This window comes from Bradyrhizobium sp. UNPA324 (assembly GCF_006658635.1).
GTDB lineage: Bacteria > Pseudomonadota > Alphaproteobacteria > Rhizobiales > Xanthobacteraceae > Bradyrhizobium > Bradyrhizobium nanningense.
Window position 1 is genome coordinate 6336672 of the sequence record NZ_LFJD01000004.1, and the last position, 19613, is coordinate 6356284.

At 64.4% G+C, this 19613-nt stretch carries 22 protein-coding genes; 11 read left to right on the forward strand and 11 right to left on the reverse strand.

The features are described 5' to 3' along the window. Nucleotides 1–70: 70 nt before the first annotated feature. Nucleotides 71–1573 carry an MmgE/PrpD family protein gene (locus UNPA324_RS30360; RefSeq protein WP_181769572.1) on the reverse strand — a complete coding sequence of 501 codons (1503 nt, stop codon included), beginning with the start codon at nucleotides 1571–1573 and terminating at the stop codon, nucleotides 71–73. Between the two features lie 234 nt (nucleotides 1574–1807). Between UNPA324_RS30360 and UNPA324_RS30365 the strand changes: the two genes are divergently transcribed. Then, nucleotides 1808–2470, forward strand: coding sequence for a nucleoside/nucleotide kinase family protein (locus tag UNPA324_RS30365; RefSeq protein ID WP_246667248.1), 663 nt, complete (start codon nucleotides 1808–1810; stop codon nucleotides 2468–2470). 108 nt (nucleotides 2471–2578) lie between these two features. On the opposite strand, the gene UNPA324_RS30370 is transcribed toward UNPA324_RS30365, so the two are convergent. After that, a complete protein-coding gene (locus UNPA324_RS30370) occupies nucleotides 2579–3817 on the reverse strand; it encodes an MFS transporter (RefSeq protein WP_141937604.1) in 1239 nt (412 codons plus the stop codon). Nucleotides 3818–3947: 130 nt separating this feature from the next. Between UNPA324_RS30370 and UNPA324_RS30375 the strand changes: the two genes are divergently transcribed. After that, nucleotides 3948–4553, forward strand: a complete 606-nt coding sequence (locus tag UNPA324_RS30375; RefSeq protein WP_141937606.1) for a TetR/AcrR family transcriptional regulator — start codon at nucleotides 3948–3950, stop codon at nucleotides 4551–4553. 297 nt (nucleotides 4554–4850) lie between these two features. Here UNPA324_RS30375 and UNPA324_RS30380 read toward each other — a convergent pair whose 3' ends face one another. Beyond that, nucleotides 4851–6224 (reverse strand): PleD family two-component system response regulator, encoded by a 1374-nt coding sequence (locus UNPA324_RS30380; RefSeq protein WP_141937608.1) that lies wholly within the window; start codon nucleotides 6222–6224, stop codon nucleotides 4851–4853. A 14-nt stretch (nucleotides 6225–6238) separates the two neighbouring features. Continuing rightward, nucleotides 6239–6604: a response regulator gene (locus UNPA324_RS30385; RefSeq protein WP_008130064.1), complete on the reverse strand. Its 366-nt coding sequence runs from the start codon at nucleotides 6602–6604 to the stop codon at nucleotides 6239–6241. 238 nt (nucleotides 6605–6842) lie between these two features. On the opposite strand from UNPA324_RS30385, the gene UNPA324_RS30390 reads away from it, so the two are divergent. Genes UNPA324_RS30390 through UNPA324_RS30400 form a run of 3 tightly spaced genes read left to right on the forward strand, consistent with a single transcriptional unit; the run spans nucleotide 6843 to nucleotide 8838 of the window. Beyond that, nucleotides 6843–7154 carry a DUF3572 domain-containing protein gene (locus tag UNPA324_RS30390; RefSeq protein WP_128920558.1) on the forward strand — a complete coding sequence of 104 codons (312 nt, stop codon included), beginning with the start codon at nucleotides 6843–6845 and terminating at the stop codon, nucleotides 7152–7154. Next, complete coding sequence (locus UNPA324_RS30395; protein ID WP_141937610.1) at nucleotides 7151–8440, forward strand: DNA polymerase IV; 1290 nt, start codon at nucleotides 7151–7153, stop codon at nucleotides 8438–8440. Before UNPA324_RS30390 ends, UNPA324_RS30395 begins: the two co-directional genes overlap by 4 nt. Next, a complete protein-coding gene (locus UNPA324_RS30400; protein WP_141937613.1) occupies nucleotides 8440–8838 on the forward strand; it encodes an ACT domain-containing protein in 399 nt (132 codons plus the stop codon). Before UNPA324_RS30395 ends, UNPA324_RS30400 begins: the two co-directional genes overlap by 1 nt. Nucleotides 8839–8877: 39 nt before the next feature. Here UNPA324_RS30400 and UNPA324_RS30405 read toward each other — a convergent pair whose 3' ends face one another. Both UNPA324_RS30405 and UNPA324_RS30415 read right to left on the reverse strand, forming a co-directional pair. Then, the gene (locus UNPA324_RS30405) at nucleotides 8878–9279 is read right to left on the reverse strand and encodes a RidA family protein (RefSeq protein WP_141937615.1); all 402 of its coding nucleotides are present in this window, start codon (nucleotides 9277–9279) and stop codon (nucleotides 8878–8880) included. Nucleotides 9280–9543: 264 nt separating this feature from the next. Next, nucleotides 9544–10389, reverse strand: a complete 846-nt coding sequence (locus UNPA324_RS30415) for a cell envelope integrity EipB family protein (RefSeq protein WP_128920554.1) — start codon at nucleotides 10387–10389, stop codon at nucleotides 9544–9546. A gap of 245 nt (nucleotides 10390–10634) precedes the next feature. Here UNPA324_RS30415 and UNPA324_RS30420 point away from each other — a divergent pair, with 245 nt between their 5' ends. The 4 genes from UNPA324_RS30420 to UNPA324_RS30435 all read left to right on the forward strand — a co-directional run bounded on the left by UNPA324_RS30420 (nucleotide 10635) and on the right by UNPA324_RS30435 (nucleotide 13813). Further along, the gene (locus UNPA324_RS30420; RefSeq protein ID WP_018321130.1) at nucleotides 10635–11102 is read left to right on the forward strand and encodes a RidA family protein; all 468 of its coding nucleotides are present in this window, start codon (nucleotides 10635–10637) and stop codon (nucleotides 11100–11102) included. A gap of 6 nt (nucleotides 11103–11108) precedes the next feature. After that, nucleotides 11109–11855 (forward strand): glycerophosphodiester phosphodiesterase, encoded by a 747-nt coding sequence (locus UNPA324_RS30425; protein WP_128920553.1) that lies wholly within the window; start codon nucleotides 11109–11111, stop codon nucleotides 11853–11855. Between the two features lie 219 nt (nucleotides 11856–12074). Next, nucleotides 12075–13331 (forward strand): GNAT family N-acetyltransferase, encoded by a 1257-nt coding sequence (locus UNPA324_RS30430; RefSeq protein ID WP_141937617.1) that lies wholly within the window; start codon nucleotides 12075–12077, stop codon nucleotides 13329–13331. 53 nt (nucleotides 13332–13384) lie between these two features. Further along, nucleotides 13385–13813, forward strand: a complete 429-nt coding sequence (locus UNPA324_RS30435) for an HIT family protein (protein WP_128920551.1) — start codon at nucleotides 13385–13387, stop codon at nucleotides 13811–13813. A 123-nt stretch (nucleotides 13814–13936) separates the two neighbouring features. Here the strand turns inward: UNPA324_RS30435 and tsaA are convergent, their stop codons facing one another. The 4 genes from tsaA to UNPA324_RS30455 form a co-directional block, all read right to left on the reverse strand. After that, on the reverse strand, nucleotides 13937–14428 hold the full coding sequence (tsaA, locus tag UNPA324_RS30440; RefSeq protein ID WP_128920550.1) for a tRNA (N6-threonylcarbamoyladenosine(37)-N6)-methyltransferase TrmO: 492 nt from the start codon (nucleotides 14426–14428) through the stop codon (nucleotides 13937–13939). A gap of 32 nt (nucleotides 14429–14460) precedes the next feature. Then, on the reverse strand, nucleotides 14461–14811 hold the full coding sequence (locus UNPA324_RS30445; RefSeq protein WP_128920549.1) for an AzlD domain-containing protein: 351 nt from the start codon (nucleotides 14809–14811) through the stop codon (nucleotides 14461–14463). Further along, nucleotides 14808–15548, reverse strand: a complete 741-nt coding sequence (locus UNPA324_RS30450; protein WP_128920548.1) for an AzlC family ABC transporter permease — start codon at nucleotides 15546–15548, stop codon at nucleotides 14808–14810. The genes UNPA324_RS30445 and UNPA324_RS30450 overlap by 4 nt, the downstream gene beginning before the upstream one ends. Before the next feature lie 112 nt (nucleotides 15549–15660). Continuing rightward, nucleotides 15661–16590: a lytic transglycosylase domain-containing protein gene (locus UNPA324_RS30455; protein WP_181769690.1), complete on the reverse strand. Its 930-nt coding sequence runs from the start codon at nucleotides 16588–16590 to the stop codon at nucleotides 15661–15663. A gap of 129 nt (nucleotides 16591–16719) precedes the next feature. On the opposite strand from UNPA324_RS30455, the gene UNPA324_RS30460 reads away from it, so the two are divergent. Continuing rightward, nucleotides 16720–17757, forward strand: coding sequence for a TRAP transporter substrate-binding protein (locus UNPA324_RS30460; RefSeq protein WP_181769573.1), 1038 nt, complete (start codon nucleotides 16720–16722; stop codon nucleotides 17755–17757). A gap of 68 nt (nucleotides 17758–17825) precedes the next feature. Beyond that, a complete protein-coding gene (locus tag UNPA324_RS30465; protein WP_128920546.1) occupies nucleotides 17826–18464 on the forward strand; it encodes an HAD family hydrolase in 639 nt (212 codons plus the stop codon). A gap of 97 nt (nucleotides 18465–18561) precedes the next feature. On the opposite strand, the gene UNPA324_RS30470 is transcribed toward UNPA324_RS30465, so the two are convergent. Next, nucleotides 18562–19602 carry a phenylacetaldoxime dehydratase family protein gene (locus UNPA324_RS30470; protein WP_141937621.1) on the reverse strand — a complete coding sequence of 347 codons (1041 nt, stop codon included), beginning with the start codon at nucleotides 19600–19602 and terminating at the stop codon, nucleotides 18562–18564. Between the last annotated feature and the right edge of the window lie 11 nt (nucleotides 19603–19613).

Sequence of the window (19613 nt, forward strand, 5' to 3'; positions counted from 1 at the left end):
TCCACAGTGCATCAAATTAGTCTACCCACTCCGTTCCTGACCAAATTCGAAGATCGACAGGCCCATCAGGTCACGACGGGTCTTGTTTTCCCATCCCTTTCAGCTCCTGGGTCAACTCCTGGACATTGCTTAGGTCCTCGATACCATCGACGAGCGACATGACGCGCTCTCCAGCAGCCTTACCAACGACTGGCACGGCAAAATTCATGAACTTTCGTTCGAGTGACGCTCGCGCGAGCGGGCGTAGTGCATCGCCTTCGGGAACCTCCACTGTCTCGCGCGCGGACTGACCATCTGCGAGGACAATCTCGACGCTTGCGCCGCGGCCCCTTGGCAGTTTTGCAATGAGAGATTCTCCGGGTTTTACGGAGGTCTTGTCCACCAAGGCCATCACGTCCAGGTCCCGCCAGCGGTCGTTCTCGAATTGTGAGACTGTCACATCACCGTCGACAAGAGCCATGGCGAGGCACACGGGAAGACTGTGATCAGCGGTACCCTTGGTCTGCGGCCGGAATTTCGGAGGATCTGCTACGCGCTCGATAATTCCGGGATAGGTCTCAACCGTGATCGCCCGTATATCTTGTGCTCGCCCTTTGATCCTTGCAGCAAGCAGCACACCGGCCTCTGCCACAGCCTGCAACTCGATCTGAACAGGGAAACGCTTGAATGCCACGCGGGGCAGCCGGTATCGCGCAAGTTCGAGGTCGACGGCAAACCCCTCCTTGGGAGGTTTCATTTTTGAGGCCAGCCATTCCAGCGTGCCAGATGGGCCGGTAAAGCCCTGCGCGGCCAGTCGCGTTGCGAAAACGCCATCGGCCGCGGTCGCCGCGAGCCCCATGGCCTTCATCATACTGATCGCGCCGCTATTGACGGCAAAACTTGTGAAACCACGTGCGCCAGATATTCCGACCGCGTTTGCGAGCGCCTGCTTTGGAAGCCCCCAGACCTTGCCCGCAATCAAAGGAATGCCGTACGAGGCTGCACACAACGGATGGAAACCTCGTTCAATGAAGGAGATGGCATCATTGACGCGCATACTGGCCTCATAGCCGACAACCATCGCCTCGATGAGATCGCGGCCACTTCGGCCTTGCTCTTCGCAGAGCGCAAGCGCTGCGGGAATCACCTCGCTTGGATGAAGCGGCTCGGTGCCGATGTAGGTGTCGTTCATGTCGAGTGAACGGACGAGGACTCCATTAACGAACAGTGCACCTTCTATGGTAGCGGGTCGCGGATAGCCGATCACTGTCGCTGTATCGCCATCTCCGAACGTCTTGCGAATGGTTGTCTCGGCTATATTTGCGGGCTCGGATCCTACCGATCCAAATGCGCATCCGAGTGTGTCAAGAAGGACGCGCTTGACCGACGTGATAACCTCAACGGGCAAAACCTCATATCGTATGGCTAATGCAAAATCGGCAAATCTTTGCTCAAGTGTCGCCTTCTGGCCGTCGCCGTTGCCAGCAGCAAGCACTGAACCAACGAAATGATAACGGTCAGACCGGATGCTTTCCAGGAGGAGAGTAGCGGAAACGGCAGTTGCGGTTCGCACCAAAAACTCACGACGTTCCATGAATGTCTCCATTATGAAATCGCAGCAATGGCGGTCAGATTAAAGCATGGTGCGCTGCTATCGGGCTAGGGGCAACGTCCGAGATGGGTCAAAAACGGCAGTCAGCCCATGAGTGGGACAACGTCCGGTTTCCCGCGGACAATAGACATGGCAGTGGCTCTCGTGGTGTTCCCCTGAGGCCAATTGCAGACGTGACCAACTCCATCGTAGGTTCAAGTGACTTGATCCCGGCGCATGTCGATCCAGATGGACAAGAGAAGAAAGCTTCTATCCGGCTTGGCCGACCGCCTTGTCGCAATCTCGCCAGATCGGACGGTCCGGGTCGCTATCGATGGCGTCGACGGAGCCGGAAAGACCACATTCGCCGATGAACTCGGAAGCCTCGTCGCGACCAAAGGGCGGCCTGTCATTCGAGCATCAGTCGACGGATTTCATCATCCCCGGGCGGTCAGATATCGGCGCGGGCGACATTCACCGGATGGTTTTTTCGAGGACTCTTACAACTACGCGGCATTGAAGCAATATTTGCTGGACCCGCTAAGCCCCGGTGGTTCTCGCCGCTATCGTCGGGCCTTCTTCGATCATCTGACCGACGACATTGTGCCTGCCAATGACCTGGAGGCACCGCCCACTTCCGTCTTGCTGATAGACGGCATCTTCCTGCACCGGCCTGAACTGCTCGCCTATTGGGACGCTTCCATCTTCCTCCGAACGGACTTCTCCGTGTCCGTAGCGCGCTGCGCTTCGCGCGATGGCTCATCACCCGACCCCGCCGCTCCATCGAACCGACGCTACGTTGACGGGCAGCGGCTCTATCTTCGGAGCTGCCAACCGGAAGCGAAGGCCACGATTGTCGTCGATTACAACGACCTCTCAACCCCGTCGATTGTGACGTGAACAATTCAAGCGGCAAGCCCGCTCGCGCGCACAGACTGTCGATCACGACGACGCAGCGCGTCGTCCGCTCCCAGCTCCGAAGCGAAAGCTCTGGAGCCGCCTCGCCGCCTACGCCGTCCGCAGCACCGGCGCCGGCGGTTGTGACGGCCTGACCAGCGCGAATGCCACCTGCACGATGCCACCGGCTAGCCCCAGCGCGACGCCGATGCGCCAAGCCATGGTGTAGGAGCCGAGCGCGTCGTAGATTACCCCTCCTCCGTAGGCCCCGAGGAAGCTGCCGATCTGGTGGCTCATGAAGGCGAGGCCCTGGATCATGGCCTGCCAGCGCAGGCCGAACATCTCGGCAACCGCGCCCGCGACCAGCGGGCCGACGCCCATCCAGAGGAATCCCATGATCGCGCCGAACAGCAGCGTCGAGAACGGGGTCGCCGGCAGCATGAAGTACCAGGCGAGCGCCAGCGAGCGCAGAATGTAGATGCCGCCCAAAAGCGCCAGCTTGTTCCAGCGCTGGCCGGCCCAGCCGAAGAACAGCGAGCCCAGCACGTTGAAGCCGCCGATCATGCCGAGCGTCTGTGCGCTCAGCATCGGGTCGAGGCCGCAGATCGCCAGATACGACGGCAGATGCGTGGTGAGGAACACGAGCTGCATGCCGCAGACGAGATAGGCGCAGGTCATCACCACGAAGGAGGCGTTGCCGAACGCCGCCTTCGTCACCGACGCCGCACTCACATCGCCGATGTCGTCGGCGGCAGGCTTGGGCAGCGGGACCTGATCGACGCGGCCGGCATACCAGGCCGCGGGAATCATCAGCACCGACATGACGACGAAACCGGCGAGCCCGACGCGCCAGCCGAAACCCTCGTTGAGCATCTGCCCGATCGGTGCCGACAAGAGCGCGCCGAGCGAGCCTGCGCCGGAGACGATGCCGAGCACGGTGGAGCGCACCGTTGCGGGCACCGCGCGTGCCGCCACCGACATCGCGATCGCAGCCGCGGTGCAGGCCAGCGACGTCCCGATCAGGACGCCGGCGCCGATCATGATGCTGACCAGCCCGTTCGCGGTCGCCATCAGCGCAAGGCCTACAATATACATCAGCGAGCCCGCGATCATGATGGCACGGAAGCCGTAGCGCACCGTCATCGCGCCGGCGAGCGGCTGGAGAAAGCCCCAGGCGAGGTTCTGCACCGCCAGCGCCAGCGTGAAATCCGAGATCGAAATGTGGATGTCATGCGTCAGCGGCTGCATGAAGATGCCGAGGCTCTGCCGCAGCCCCATGCTCAGCGTCAGCATGATCGAGGCGCCGATCAGGATCGGCAAGGTCGGACGCAGGACCTGCAGCAGGGGCATTTTTCTTCTCCCTTTTGGGCACGGCGCAAAGGCCGCCGTCCGCTTTTGCCGTCGATTTTGATTACACAGACCTGTGTACTTAGGCTATGATTGGCAGGTGCTGTCAAGCCAACAGGAGCTTTTCTGCTGCATGGCTCCCCCGCCCGCCCCACAGACGATGAAAGAGCGGATCCTTCACACCGCCGACAAGCTGTTCTATCTGCAAGGCATTCGTGCGATCGGCGTCGACACCATCGCGGCCGAGATCGGCATCAGTAAGCGCACGCTCTACAACCACTTCCCCTCCAAGGACGCGCTGATTGCGGCCTATCTGGAGCGCCGCTTCGTGCACGCATCCCCTTCCGACAAGCCGCCGGCCGAGCAGATCCTCGCCACCTTCGATTCGCTGGAGCGGCGCTTTGCGGCCAAGGATTTTCGCGGCTGTCCGTTCGTGAACGCGGTCGCCGAGCTCGGTCCTACGGACCGCGCCGTGAAAAAGATCGCGATCGCCTTCAAGGAAAGCCGCCGCCTCTGGTTTCGCGATCGCCTGACCGAGCTCGGTGTGGCGAACCCGGACGCGCTCGCAACGCAGCTGGTGCTCTTGGTCGACGGCTCGATCGCCCAGGACCTCGTCCACGACGACCCCGCGATGGCGCGCGCCGCGAAGGAAGCGGCGACGGTGCTGTTGCGGAATGCGGGGGTGGATGTGGGGGGCGATGCGAAGCCGGCGCAGGGTCGCAAGCGCCCGCCGCGATAAACGCCGGCGCCGCACTGCTCGGTGTCATCACCCGCGAAAGCGGGTGATCCAGTATTCCAGAGGCAGCTGTGATTGAACGGAGAGGCCGCGGCGTACTGGATTTCCCGCTTTCGCGGGGAATGACGGCGGAGTTCGGGAGACCGCCGCCACAGGATCAAAATGCTCCTGTTTTGCCCGACAAGTCAAAAGGCGCGACCGCTAGCGCAAGGCCCTTTGCAACCCGCGCGTAACCCATTGATCCGATGAGCGCCGGCTACTATGCATGGGGTTGTTTTCGCACTTTTTGTGCGAGCGGCCTCACGCCGCCTGCGACACCACGCGGTTGCGGCCGTCGTGCTTGGCGCGGTAGAGCGCGGTGTCGGCGCGCTTGAGGACGTCGGCGACCGCCTCGCCCTTTCTCTCCAGCGTGGTCAGGCCGATCGAGATGGTGACCTCGATGCGCTTCGCCCCTTTGTGGATCGCGAACGGCTCGCCCGCGATCGAGCGGCGCAGGCGCTCGGCGACCATGCCGGCGACGTGCAGATCGGTCTCGGGCATCACGATGACGAATTCCTCGCCGCCGTAGCGGCAGGCGAGGTCAATGCCGCGGATCGACTTGCGCACCCGCACCGCGAACTCACGCAGCACGTCGTCGCCGGCGTCGTGGCCGTAATTGTCGTTGATCGACTTGAAGAAGTCGATGTCCAGGATCATCAGCGCCAGGGGCTTGCCGCGGGTCGCGGCCTGCTCGGCGAGCGTTGCCAGATGACTCTCCATGTAGCGGCGATTGTGCAGGCCGGTGAGCGCGTCGGTGATCGCCATTTCGATCGAGTTCTGCACGTTGTCGCGCAAGTGATCGGTGTAGCGGCGGCGGCGGATCTGGGTGCGGGCGCGCGCCAGGAGCTCGGTCTTGTCGATGGGACGCAGCAGGTAATCGTTGACGCCGATCTCGAGGCCGCGGAGCAGCCGGGTCGAGTTCTCGGGGTCCGCGATCGCCAGGATCGGCACGTGGCGTGTGCGCTCCAGCGAGCGCGCCTGGCTGCAGAGCCTGAGGCCGTCGAAATTGTTGAGGTCGAGCGAGACGATCAGCAGGTCGTAATTGCCCTCGGCGGCGTGGAACAGCGCCTCCGTCGGGTTCGGCTCGACGTCGATGGTGTGCTCGGCGGCGAGGATCGTCGCCAGCCGCTCGTAGGAAGACTGGCGGTCGTCGACCAGGAGGATGCGGCCACCCTTGCCGGTGTCAGAGACGGCGCTGCGCTCGGGCGCCTGCATGCCGATCTCGAGCGAGGTGATGGCGCGCATGCGCAGCTCATCGGTCATCATCTTCAGCCGCGTCAGCGAGCGCACGCGGGCGATCAGCACGACGTCGGAGACGGGCTTGGTCAGGAAATCATCGGCGCCGGCCTCGAGCCCGCGGTTGCGGTCGGAGGGACTGTCGAGGGCCGTCACCATGACGACGGGAATGTGATGCGTGGCCGGGTCGGACTTGATGCGGCGGCAGACTTCGTAACCGTCCATATCAGGCATCATCACGTCGAGCAGGATGATGTCGCATTCGGCGCGATGACAGATCGCCAGCGCCTCGGTGCCGTTCGAGGCGGTCATCACGTCGAAATATTCGGCGGAAAGGCGGGCCTCTAACAGCTTGACGTTGGCGGGGACGTCATCGACGACCAGGATACGCGCAGACACTGTGAACTCACTTCCTATCCGATAAAGCGCCGGACCGTCTCAATGAATTTGCCGACCGAGATCGGCTTGGACAAATAGGCCTCGCAGCCGCCCTCGCGGATGCGCTCTTCGTCGCCTTTCATCGCGAACGCCGTGACCGCGACGACGGGAATGGAACGCAGTTCCGGATCGTCCTTGATCCAGCGCGTCACCTCGAGGCCGGAGACCTGCGGCAATTGGATATCCATCAGCACGAGGTCGGGCCGCATCTTGCGAACGAGGTCGAGCGCTTCATAGCCGTTGCTGGTGCCGGAGGTCTGGTAGCCGTGCGCCTCCAACAGGTCGCGGAAGAGCTTCATGTTGAGCTCGTTGTCTTCCACGATCAGGACGGTCTTGGCCATCCCGCCCTCCTGATTGGTCCGAAGGACCGATACATGTGACGCCTCAGACGCCGCTCGCCGGCGTTTCGAAAACTGGATTCAAACTAGCCTCAGATTCGCTTGAGTTTCGTTAAACCCGAGGGTCGACTTTCTGCGATGTGGTTTCCAGTTGCTTGTCTGGGGTCGGGAGACTCAGAGGCGAGACTCGGGCATGATGCAAAGTAGACACTGAAAGTTAACGGAAAGGCAAACCGTCCCCTTGAAAAAGCCTGTTCACAACCCCCGCGAAGTCGCTGAAATCGTTGCGATTCAGGCGCTGTCCTTCGTCGCGAGCGAGCCCGAGCGGCTGGGCCTGTTCCTGGCCGAGACAGGGGTCGGTCCGGAGACCCTGCGCAATGCCGCCGCGGACCCCAATTTCCTGCTCAGCGTGCTCGATTTCGTGATGCGGGACGACGCCACCGTGAAGGCCTTTGCCAGCTCCGTCGAACTGCATCCGACCAACGTTGCCGCAGCGCGGCAGGTCCTCGGCGACTCGCTCGGCGCCCCCTCCTGGGAGCGCGACGTGCCGTGATCGTTCCCGTCCCGGCCGGGCCCCGCTGCTTCTGCCGGGATTGTCTGGCCGATCTGGATATGGCCGTGCGGCGCTGCTCGGCCTGCGGTTCCCCTCGCCTCGTCCGCCATCGGGCGCTTGGCTCGCTGACCATCGCTCATATCGACTGCGACGCCTTCTACGCGACGGTCGAGAAGCGCGATAACCCCGACATCGCCGACAAGCCCGTCATCATCGGCGGAGGAAAACGCGGCGTGGTATCAGCCGCCTGCTATATCGCGCGCACCTATGGCGTGCGCTCGGCGATGCCGATGTTTAGGGCGCTCGAAGCCTGCCCGCATGCGACCGTGATCCCGCCCGACATGGCGAAGTATGTCCGCGTCGGCCGCGAGGTGCGCCAGGCCATGCAGGCCCTGACGCCGCTGGTCGAGCCGCTGTCGATCGACGAGGCTTTCCTCGATCTCTCCGGCACCGAGCGGGTGCACGGCATGGCCCCGGCAAAGGTGCTGGCGCGCTTTGCCCGCGAGGTCGAGCGCGACATCGGCATCTCCGTCTCGGTCGGCCTGTCCTGCAACAAGTTCCTGGCCAAGATCGCCTCCGACCTCGACAAGCCGCGCGGCTTTGCCGCGCTCGATCAGGAGGAAGCGCGCGTGATGCTGGCGGACAAGCCGGTCGGCTTCATCTTCGGCGTCGGCCCCGCCACGCAGGAGCGCCTCGTGCAGCGCGGCTTCCGCATCATCGCCGATTTGCAGAAGGCCGACGAGATCGAGATGATGCGGCAGTTTCCGAGCGACGGCCGCAGGCTGTGGCGGCTCGCGCGCGGCATCGACGACCGCCGCGTCGAGCCTGACCGGGGCGCCAAGACCATTTCCAGTGAGACCACCTTCGAGACCGATATCCGCGATTTCGCGACGCTGGAGAAGATCCTGTGGCGGCTATGCGAGAAGACGTCGTCGCGGCTGAAGAGCAGCGAGCTCGCCGGCACGACCGTCACGCTGAAGCTGAAGACCGCCGATTTCCGGCAGCGCACCCGCTCGCAGTCGATCGCCGCGCCGACCCAGCTCGCCGCAAAGATCTTTGCGATCTGCCGCGAGATGCTGGCGAAAGAGATCGACGGCACCGCCTTCCGCCTGATGGGCGCCGGCGTCAGCGCGCTGCGCAACGGCTCGGCCGCCGACGACACCGACATGCTCGACCGCCGCGCCGCCCACGCCGAGCGCGCGGTGGACAGTTTGCGCAAGAAATTCGGCAGCGCTGCGGTGATCCGCGGCATCGCCTATGACGGCCCGGAGAAGGCGCCGGAGTGATGACGGGAGAACGCGACATCCGGGTGTTGCTGCGAGACATGAGGCCGGAGCTGCGGCCGGGCATCTTCGTGTTCTGCACGATCCCGGCAAATGAGAGCATTCCGGCGATGATCAACCCAGTGCTGACGTTTCGCGAGCAGGAAGGCACAACGCTGGTGATCCCGCGCGAAGAAGCAGAAGCCGCGGGACTGCACTATGCGTTTGCCTCGCGGCTGATCACCCTGACGGTTCACTCGGCGCTCGACGCGGTCGGCTTCCTGGCGGCGATCACGGCGCGCCTCGCCGAAGCCGGCATCGGCGTGAATGCCGTTTCGGCCTTCCATCATGACCATCTCTTCGTGCCCGTTGACCGGCTGGACGAAGCGATGGCGTCTCTACAAGAGCTGTCAGCAGAGTAGGATGGGTAGAGCGCAGCGAAACCCGATCCTACAGTCAGATCAATCCGCGACCGCAATCGCTTCGATCTCGATCAGCCATTCCGGCGCGGCAAGCGCGGTGACGCCGAGAAGCGTGGACGCCGGCGGCTCCATGCCTTCGAAGAAGGCCGAGCGGGCCTTGCCGATGACCGGGCGCAGCTCCGGCTTGTAGTTCACGACAAAGGTCGTAATCTTGACGATGTTGGAATAACTCGCGCCGGCCGCTTTCAGCGCGTGACCGAGATTCTGCATCACCTGTGTGGTCTGTGCGGCGATATCGCCTTCGCCGACGATCCGTCCCTCCTCGTCCACCGAGACCTGTCCCGAGATGTAGATGGTCCGCGCGCCTGAGGCGGTGACGACGTGGGAGTAAGCGGGATTGTGATGCAGGCCGCTGGGACGGAGATGGTCGAGCTTGGGCATGGGCTGGCTCCCTGAGGTTTTTCGTTGGAAGGAAGCGTAGCTGGAGATCATGACAAGAGCTAGATGCGACAAGCAACCCTCGCGCACCGTCATCCTGAGGTGTGAGCTGCGCGGTGCAAAGCTCCGCGCGGCGAGCCTCGAAGGATGCACGGCCCCGCAGCTGCAGCCGGGCCGTCGCCCTTCGAGGGCCGCTGAAGAAGCGGCCGCCTCAGGGTGACGGTGATGGAGTGAAGTACGCGGCACGCGGCCCTGGCAAGTGCCCCCTCAATTGCAGGGCTTGCTGTCCTTGACGTCGAACTTACCCATCGCGCCGGAGATGACGAAGTCGTTGTAATCGAGCACGAGCTGGCGCGAGACGCCGTTCTCGTAGAGCTCGAAGGACATCGCATAGACCGGCGTCTGCTCGCCTTCCTTCTGCTGGGCGTCGCGGTCGAAATAACTGACGGTGACCGGCCAGCGCTTAAGCGATTTCATGTGCTCGTCCGACGTGGTCGGATCGGACGCGGTGTCACGGTCGGATGGGATCGGCTGGCCGATCACGGTCAGCGTGTTGTAGACTTTCTGGCCGTCGTCGGAGCCGTCATAGACGGAGAGCTCGAGCAGCGATTTGCCTTCTTTCGCAGCGGCGATGATGCGCTGGATCTGCTCGGTCGGGAACACGATCTTGCCGTCGAGGGTGAAGCTCTTCGGCGCCGGAAGCTTCAGCTTGACGTTGATGTGGTCGCCGTCGCGCTCGGCCGAGCCGTCGACCCGCCCGGCATCCGCTTCGTTCATGCGCGTCTCGATCTTGAAGCGGTAGCTCTTGCCAGCGGCGTCCTCCCAGGAATTGGAACGGAGGTCGCTGAGCGTGACCTTGCCCTCGCCGCTGTCGAGTTCAGAGACCTGGCGGAATTCGGAGGTGTAGCCCTCGCACGAGCTTCCGGTGAAGTTGTAGAGGATGCGGCCACGCGCGCTGTTGACCGAGTTGGAGCGCGATTTCACCAGGCTGAGGTCATAGAGCGCCTGATGCGGCAGGAACGGACCGTTGGCGGCCTTTGCGCCCTCGCCAAGGCCGAAACTGGCCGCGACGAGCGCCATCACACCGAGCGAAGTCCGGAAAAGGTGCACCATGTCTATTCCTTGAGGACGCATCCTTGGGGAAGCGCAGATTCGACATTTTAATGACCGTTCCATTGCGTCGCAACTGAGGCCGTTTCACGTAAAGTTGCGGCCCTAGCGCTGAACCTGCTGCCTCGCCGCGGGCAAAAGCATCTTGTTGCGGGTTGCTTGCATGTGGCGGCCCGATGGGCGAAACAGGGCGCGCCCGGCCTTGCGGACGCGCCGGGGCGAATGATTTTTGGACAACGAGGTCGGACATGGCGGGCACGGTCGAGCAGAAGCTGGCGGAACAGGGTATCAAGCTGCATGAGGCCCCTACTCCCGTCGCCAATTACGTCCCGTTCGTGCGCACCGGCAATCTGCTGTTCGTCTCCGGCCAGGTCTGTTTCGATCCCGCCGGCAAGCTGATTGCCAAGGGCAAGCTGGGTGCCGGCGTCTCGATCGAGGACGGCGCTGCGGCCGCTCGCGGCTGCGCGGTGAACCTGCTGGCTCAGGTCAAGGCGGCACTGGGCGATCTCGACAAGGTGGTGCGCGTGGTGCGCCTCGGCGGCTTCATCAATTCGGCGCCGGACTTCCTGGACGGACCAAAGGTGCTCAACGGCGCCTCCGACCTGATGGTCGCGGCCTTCGGTGACAAGGGCCGCCATGCCCGCACCACCGTCGGCGTCGCCTCGCTGCCCGCGGATGCGGCAGTCGAGGTCGACGGCGTGTTCGAGGTCGCCTGACGGAAAATGCGCGCTCCTGATTGGCTGACGGCCCGGCCGGTCGCCCATCGCGGCCTGCATGACATCTCCCGTGGCATCGTCGAGAACATGCCGGGCGCGGTGCAAGCCGCGATCGCGGGAAATTTCTCGATCGAGGTCGACATCCAGCCCTCCGCCGACGGCGAGGCCATGGTGCATCACGACCATGCCCTCGGCCGCCTCACCGAGGCCACCGGCGAGGTGATCTCGAAGACTGCGGCCGAGCTGAAGGCAATCAGGTTCAAGGACACGGGCGAGCGGATGATGTCGCTGTCCGACCTCTGCGCCCTCGTCGCCGGCCGCGTGCCGCTGGTGATCGAGGTGAAGAGCCATTTTGGCGGCGACCGCAAGCTGGTGAAGCGGATGGCCGAGGTGCTGGCGTCCTATGACGGGCCAGCCGTCGGCATGTCCTTCGATCCCGACCAGGTGCTGGCGCTGCGCGAGCTGTTGCCCAATCGCCCGCGCGGCATCGTCGCGCAGCGCGCCTATGAGGACGATTACTGGGCCAAGCTCACGCGGGAGCAGCGCGACAGCATGCTCTATCTGCGCCACGGCTTTCGGACCCAGCCCCACTTCGTGGCCTTTCGGGTCGACGACCTCCCGGCCCCCGCCCCCTGGATCGCCCGCAACGTCTTCGGTTGCGCCCTGCTCGGCTGGACCGTCCGCACGGGCGAGCAGCGGACGCGGGTCGGGCAATATGCGGACCAGATGATTTTTGAAGGGTTCGTGCCGTAGGTCTTGCCCGTGTCCCGGACAAGCTGCAACGCGTCAGCGTCGCAGCGCAGAGCCCCAGAAGGCGCCAGACTGTGCGGCCACATGGGCCCCCGGCGCAGCAGCGTACCACGCCGGACGATGCTTCGCATCGCCTGCGTGCTGCGCTGCGTCCGGGGCACCGAGAGCGTGCCTTCCCCACCCCCTTGAAGTCGCTGCTGCAATGCACGATCTTGGGGGTCGATGGCATCATCCGAAATTACTCTTGAGGCTGTACCGTCCATTGGCGAGGTCTCGCCGGAGGATTGGGACGCTTGCGCCAATCCCGGCAAGGCCCTTAACGAGAAGGCCTGCAACGGGCATGGCCCGGGAACTTCATCCCCCCTTCCAGGCGATTCCCTCAGCCTCTCAAAACCTGCCTATAACCCGTTCGTTTCGCACGCATTTCTGTCTGCTGTTGAGAAATCGGGTTCGGCGACGATCCGCACTGGCTGGGGCCCGCGGCATCTCGTGGCCAAGATCGATGGCCGCGTCGCCGGAATCGTGCCCTGCTATCTGAAATCGCATTCCCAAGGCGAGTACGTCTTCGACCGCGGCTGGGCGGACGCCTATGAGCGCGCCGGCGGGCGCTATTATCCGAAGCTCCAGGTCTCGGTTCCCTTCACCCCGGCGACCGGGCCGCGGCTGCTGGTCCGCGACGGCGTCGACCGCGAGCGCATCATGGACGCGCTGGCGAGTGGCCTCATAGCGCTGTGCGGCGTCAGCAAGGCCTCCTCCGTCCATGTCACCTTCGCGCGCGAGTCCGAGTGGAAGCTGCTCGCCAAGCACGGCTTCCTGCAGCGCACCGACCAGCAGTTCCACTGGCACAACGAGGGCTTTGCGAGCTTCGACGATTTCCTGGCGACGCTGAACGCGCGCCACCGCAAATCGATCAAGCGCGAGCGGCGCGATGCGCTGGCCGCAGGTATCTCCATCCACTGGCTGACGGGCAAAGACATCACCGAGGATGCCTGGGATGCCTTCTTCGAATTCTACATGGAGACCGGCTCGCGCAAATGGGGCCGGCCTTATCTGACGCGGGAATTCTTCTCGCTGATTGGCGAGACCATGAGCGAGGACGTGCTGCTGGTGATGGCCCGCCGCAACAATCGTTGGATCGCGGGCGCGATCAATTTCATCGGGTCGGATACGCTGTTCGGCCGCAACTGGGGCGCGGTCGAGCATCACCCGTTCCTGCATTTCGAGGTCTGCTATTACCAGGCGATCGACTTCGCCATCAAGCGCGGCCTCACGCATGTCGAGGCCGGCGCGCAAGGTGAGCACAAGATCGCGCGCGGCTACCTGCCCCGCACCACCCATTCCGCCCACTTCATCGCCGATCCCGGTCTGCGCCGCGCCATCGACGATTACCTCAAGCGCGAGCGCGCCTATGTTGCGGAGGCCGGACGCGAGCTTGCCGAGCTCGGCCCGTTCCGCAGAGACGCCGACGAGGCGCCTTGACGCCTCGCCGTGGCTGGTGACAGTAGGCGCAAATTGTTCGAGGAGCCGCCGACATGACCGCCTACGACCCCAACAACATCTTCGCAAAAATCCTGCGCGGCGAATTCCCCTGCCACAAGGTCTACGAGGACGAGCACGTGCTTGCCTTCCTCGACATCATGCCGCGGGTATCAGGCCACACGCTGGTGGTCCCAAAAGCCTCTGCCCGCAACATTCTCGACATCAAGCCCGACGATTACGCCCATGTCGCCCGCGGCGCGCACAAGATCGCTGCCGCCGCAATGAAGGCCTTCAGCGCCGACGGCATCACCGTTCAGCAATTCAACGAGCCCGCCGGCGGCCAGGTGGTGTTCCACCTGCACATGCACGTGATGCCGCGCCACGACGGCGTGGCGATGCTGCCGCCCGCCAGCCGCAAGGAAGACACTAAGGTGCTGGAGGAGAACGCGGCGAAGCTGATCGCGGCGTTGAAGGCGGGATAGCGCCACACACTCCGTCATTGCGAGGAGCCCTTGCGCGACGAAGCAATCCAGACTGTCTCCGTAGAAACAGCCTGGATTGCTTCGCTGCGCTCGCAATGACGGGCGGTTGGAGCAGAGCGCCCCTCACTCCGTCTCGAAATCACCCTTCTGCGGCGCCGCCAGCGGGGTGAACTCGCACCGATCCGGTTTGATGTCGATCAGCGGCGTATTGTCGAGGCAGTCGAGCCCGCGCACCAGGATCGCATTGCCCTCGATACCGACCAGCTTCACGATCGACGTGCCGATCGGGTTCGGCCGCACCGGCGAGCGCAGCGAAAAGGTGCCGCGGGTTTTCTCGTTGTTCTTCGGGCTCTGCAGGATGATGTCGCGGCGCGACTGGTCGAGCCAGTAGAGCACTTCGAGATTGCTATAGAAATCGACGCCCTTGATGGCCGGCACGAACGGCTCGAAGATTTCGAGACGGCAGATCGGGCCATCCTGCCGGCCCTGCCGCGGCGTCTCCAGCCGCGACGTCCAGGGCGTGCGGATGCGGCCGATGAAGACAAGACCGGCATCCTTAGTCGGTGGCAGCTCGATGGCGACCTCGCCCTCGCGGAGCTCCTGTTCGCGAACCATATTTCCTGTTCCTTGGCTGTTCGCTGGGGGTTTTAGCCCAACCACCACTTGCCGGCCAGCATGAAGACTTCACCGGTCACGACGCCCGCGAAGATCGAGCGGCGGGCCAGCAGGAAGGCGACGAGGCCGGCGGCCGCCGCGCCATAGCGCAGGACATCAGGCACGCTCGCGAGCGCGCCTGGCGGCTCGACCACGATCTGGGCGATGACGCCGGCGAGGATGGCGGTGGCGACCGCCCGCACCCAGACCAGCAGTTCGGAGCCTTCGTCGATGCCGCCGCCGAACCACAGACCCAGCATGCGCCAGATCTGGTTAGGAACGACGCCGGCGACGAACAGCACGACGAGCGCCTGCCAGTCGCCGATCGCTTGCGCAAAGCTCATGCGCGCACCTCCCGCCACCAATGCACGCCATAGGCGATCGTGCCGGCCACCACCCCGCTGACCAGGATATCGACGCCGGAGCTCATCTTTGCGGCCAGCGGATACAGGAAGATCCCCAGCACGAGCGCGACGACGTCGGCGACCTCGCGGCTGTTGCGCGCGGTCGAGAAAAGGAAGGACAGCGGCGTCAGCAACAGGATCGCCGCGCCAAGCGTCTGCGTCAGGTTGGCGGCGAGGAAATAGCCGACGGTGTTGGCAACGAGGCACACCGAGACGAGGCCGCAGCCGAGCCCGTGAACGAAGGCGATGCGCCGCTCACGCGGCACAAGCGGCAGGAAGCGATGGCACTCCACCCACAGCGTCACCGCGGTGAGATGCGCGGCGAAGACCAGCTCGCGCCGCTTGGTCGTCGGCGTCCGCATCAGCGGCAGCACCGAGACCACCATTGGAAACAGGCGGATGGCGCTGACGGTGACTGCAATCGCCGACTGGATGATGGTGGCGCCGGAGCCGAGCGTGGTGATCAGGATGATCTGCGCCGGGCCCGCCCAGACGAACAGCGTCGAGCACAGCGCCCAGAGCAGGCTGAAATGGGTGTCATGGGCGAGCGCGCCGATGCCGAGATAGGTCACGAACAGCACGATGGTGAGGATCGTCTGCGTGATCGAACGCAGCCCCCAGCCGAAGGCAAGCCAGGGGCTATTCCATTGCGGTGAATCGAGCGGAGGCAGCGCCACGGGAGCTTTGGCTGGTGAGGAATCGTGCCTGCATAACGGGCGAGACGGCGGCTCGCGTCAAGGAAGCGCGCGGCGGGGCTGGCATGCGCAGCGTCGGCGCTGACCGGGCACCCTATCCGCTCACGCCCCTATTCTTCAGCACGAAACAGGCTCCGCCAGCCTTTCGTATCCGGTTGCACAGATCATCCGCCTCGCTGCGCGTGTCTGCACCGATGCGCACCTGGTAGAAGGCGCGCGTGCCGCGGCTGCGCATCACGGATGACAGCAGGCTCGGATCGCGGTCGCCAATCACGGCGCCGAGCCGCGTGACCGCGCGGGAATACATCGCCAGCGCCCTGTTGCGGTCGAAGCCGGCAGCGAGCTGGACGCCCCAGACCTTTGCGGCCGCAAGCTCCACATGCTGCTCGAGCTCGGCGACGAAGGCATTCGGCGCGCGCTTGAGCAGCGCCATCAGATCGCGGCAGCTCGTCGGCGGCGAGCTCGGCGGCCCCTTGCCGGTCGCGCCTGCCTTGGCCCAGGCATCGAGGCTCGTGCCGGTGATGGCGAAGACGTAGCTGCGGGTCTGCTCCGGCATGCCGCCGGTGCCGGCGAGCCATTCCTGCACGCGCCGCGGACCTGCGTTGTAGGCAGCGGCGGCAAGGCCGAGATTGCCGAACTGGTTGCGCAGCTCGTTGAGAAACTCCGCCGACTTCGGCAATGCCTGCACCGGATTGAACGGATTGAGCAGCCCGCGCTCGCTCGCCGTGCCCGGCATGAACTGCGCGATCCCCTGTGCGTGCTCGCCGCTGCGCGTCATGGGGCCGACTGCATCGGCCTGGAAGCGGCTCTCCTGCCAGATCACCCGGGCGAAGAATTCGAGCGGCAGATTGGCGTCGCGCGCGGCGGCCTCGATGATCAGGCAGATCGACTCCCGCGTATCGTTCTCACGCGCATCGGACTTCTCCGGCGGCTTCGCGGGCTCCTCGGCGGCGGGAACGGCGGCATCGGTCTTGGCAGGCGGGCTGTCCGAGGCCGCAACCTGTGACGTCAGGACGAGCAGCATGGTGACGATGCCCGATGCAATCTGCACCCATCGCGGACAGGCATGGCAGTGGCGCCCACCGGCGCGGCGTGCAACAAGATGATCTGCCATGCTGTGGCATCGTGCCATGTTTCGACGAGTTACCAATTGATGCTGCCTGACCTGCTTCTCCCAATGCGTTACCCCGCCAAACGGATCCGCACCATTCTCGCCTTCGCCGCCTGGATCGCGCTCACCTTGAGCGTCGCGCCGGCCATCGCTGAGGTGGCCGCCAAAGTCACCTGGCAAATGACCACGGAATACCCCGAGAATAACATCTCCGGGATCGGGCTCACGACCTTTGCCAGCCGCGTTTCCGAACGCACCCACGGCTTCGTGACCGTGGCCAACGCCTTCGACAACCGGCTCAAGATCAATTCGGGCGAGATGCCGCGCGCCGCTCTCGATGGCCGGATCGCCGGCGGCGATGCTTTCGCAGGCGCGCTCTCCGGCGTCGATCCCGTGCTCGGGTTGTCCACCCTGCCCTTCCTCGTGCAATCGGTCGAGCTCGCCCGCGCCACCAATCTGCGGGCGCGTCCGCTTTACGAGAAGGCGCTGGCGGCGCGTGGCCTGAAGCTACTCTATCTGACGATCTGGCCCGCCACGGGATTGTGGTCTGAATATGCGCTCCAAGGTGCCGACGACCTGCCCAAGCTGAATTTGCGGACCTATGACGCCAATTCCAGCGCGGTCATGCGCGCGGCCGGCGCCGACGCACAATTCCTACCGATGGACGCGGCGCTCGCTGGACTCAAGGAGCATCGCCTGAATGCATTCCTCACCTCAGGCGACGGCGGCGCGGGACGCAAGCTCTGGGATTTCCTGCCGCACTTCACCGCCATCAACTACGCGATGCCGGTCTCGATCGCGTTCGTCCGCAGCGACGCCTTTGCCGAACTGTCCGAGCCGGTGCAGCGCGAGGTGCTGGCGGCGGCCGCCGAGACCGAGCAAAGCCAGTTCGCCCTCTTGGCCCATCGCACTGCCGAAAATTATGCGCGCATGCGTGACAACGGCGTGCGCATCGCCGAGGCGGCGCCGCAATCCCTCCTCGCCGCGCTCCGGAGGGCAGCAACGACGACGGTCGCCACCTGGGAAACGCAGGCCGGCGCGGACGCCGCCGCGATCGTCGAATGGGCCCGGCAGCAATGACGCATCTGCTCTTGACTTGAAAGCCGATCCCACTAGCAACGGGGCGGTATCAACCGGACTGCGGCGGCATGGCGACAATCTTCTTCGATCTCGACGGCACACTCACGAACCCGAAGCCTGGGATCACGCGCTCGATCCAGTACGCGCTGGAGCGGCTGGACGTCGCGGTGCCGAGCGAGGACGAATTGACCTGGTGCATCGGGCCGCCGCTGCATGCCAGCCTGAAAAAGCTCACCGGAACCGACGAACTCGCCGACCGCGCATTGCTGCTCTATCGCGAGCGCTTCAGCGATATCGGCCTGTTCGAGAACGAGGCCTATGCCGGCATCGTGGACACGCTGACGACGCTCGCCGCGACAACGCCGCGCATGTTCGTCGCGACCAGCAAACCTGCGGTCTATGCCAGGCGCATCGTCGATCATTTCGGCCTGAAACCCTACTTCGAGCATGTGTTCGGCTCCGAGCTCGACGGCACGCGCGTCGACAAGCGCGACCTGCTGCGCTACGCGCTCGACCAGGCCAAGGTCGATGCGGGCAGCGCGATCATGATCGGCGACCGTAGTCACGATGTCATTGGCGCCCGCACCAACGGCATGACCGCGATCGGCGTGCTCTATGGCTATGGCAGCGAGGCCGAGCTGAAGGACGCCGGCGCCCATCACATCTGCGCCGCGCATCCCGAGCTGCTCGGCCATTGCGTGGCCTAAAGCGCGATGAGATTTGGAAGAATCGTCATCGCGCTTTAGGTCGTTGTTTGCGCATGATCCTTCCGGAAAACCGCTTCGCACTTTTCCGGATCATGCTTTAGGCGCTGACGGTCTCGACTGCCGCCAGCATACCGGTCTTCGGGTGACAGTTGCGGTACTCGAGGAACTGCTCGTCTGCGGCTGCCACCGTGACCTCGTGATAAAGCCGCAGCTTGGCTGATGGACCGAGTGTGGACAGATACTTCATCGCCGCGCCAAAAATCCTGACATGGGTCGGATGCGACTCCGCCCAGCGTTCGAGCGCCGCCAGACTCTTCCACCAGCTCTGCCCATAGGACTTCTCACTCACGCTGCCGTTGGCCGAGAGCACGCGCATGTAGCGGTTGGCATAGCAGCCGATCGCAAGTCCATCGTCGCGCAGGAAATCCATGCCCTCGCGCAGCACCGGCTCGACCTCGTCGAGATAGAGCTTTCGCTCCGATGCCTCGGTATCGCTCCAATCCTGTCCGGATCGGATCAGGCAGAGATTGTCGTGCGCCACGACCCGCAGCCGCGCGCCGTCGCGGACCAGTTCCGGCGCACCGTCCGGCGCCATCGCGTCGGTTTGCGAGAGCGGGATACGGTCGCGCATGCCGCCCCAATAGGCGTGCTCCTGGACCTCGCCGCTCATGCCGCCGGCGATGGCGGCGGCGCCCTCGGTGCGGTCGGGCGAGGAGAACAGCGTCTCGTGCCGTGCCACACTGGGACGCAGCACCTCGATGAAGGTGCCGATACCCTCGCGCCGCTGTCCGGTCCAGGCCTCGCGCGCCGGTTCGAACCAACCGTCGAAGCGCGCAACATCGTCCCAATAGGCCACCGAGACGACGTTCTCATGGCCGGCCTGATCGACATAGTGGGCGCGGTCCCAATGCGAAGGCCCGTCAGCCGCAGCGAACCGCGCCGCGATCTCGGCAAGCGCCGCCGTCGCGGCGGCCGGTGCCGCGCCGCGATACTGCACGCCAAAATAAGCCATCACGACACGGCTCACGGCAGGCTTGTAGCGCGCCACGAAGGACGGATATGGCGGCTGGTAATCATCCGGCACCCGCTTGTGGCGCGTGCGCTGGGTCTTGAGATGCGGAGGAATTGCGGATTCCATGATCATACCCC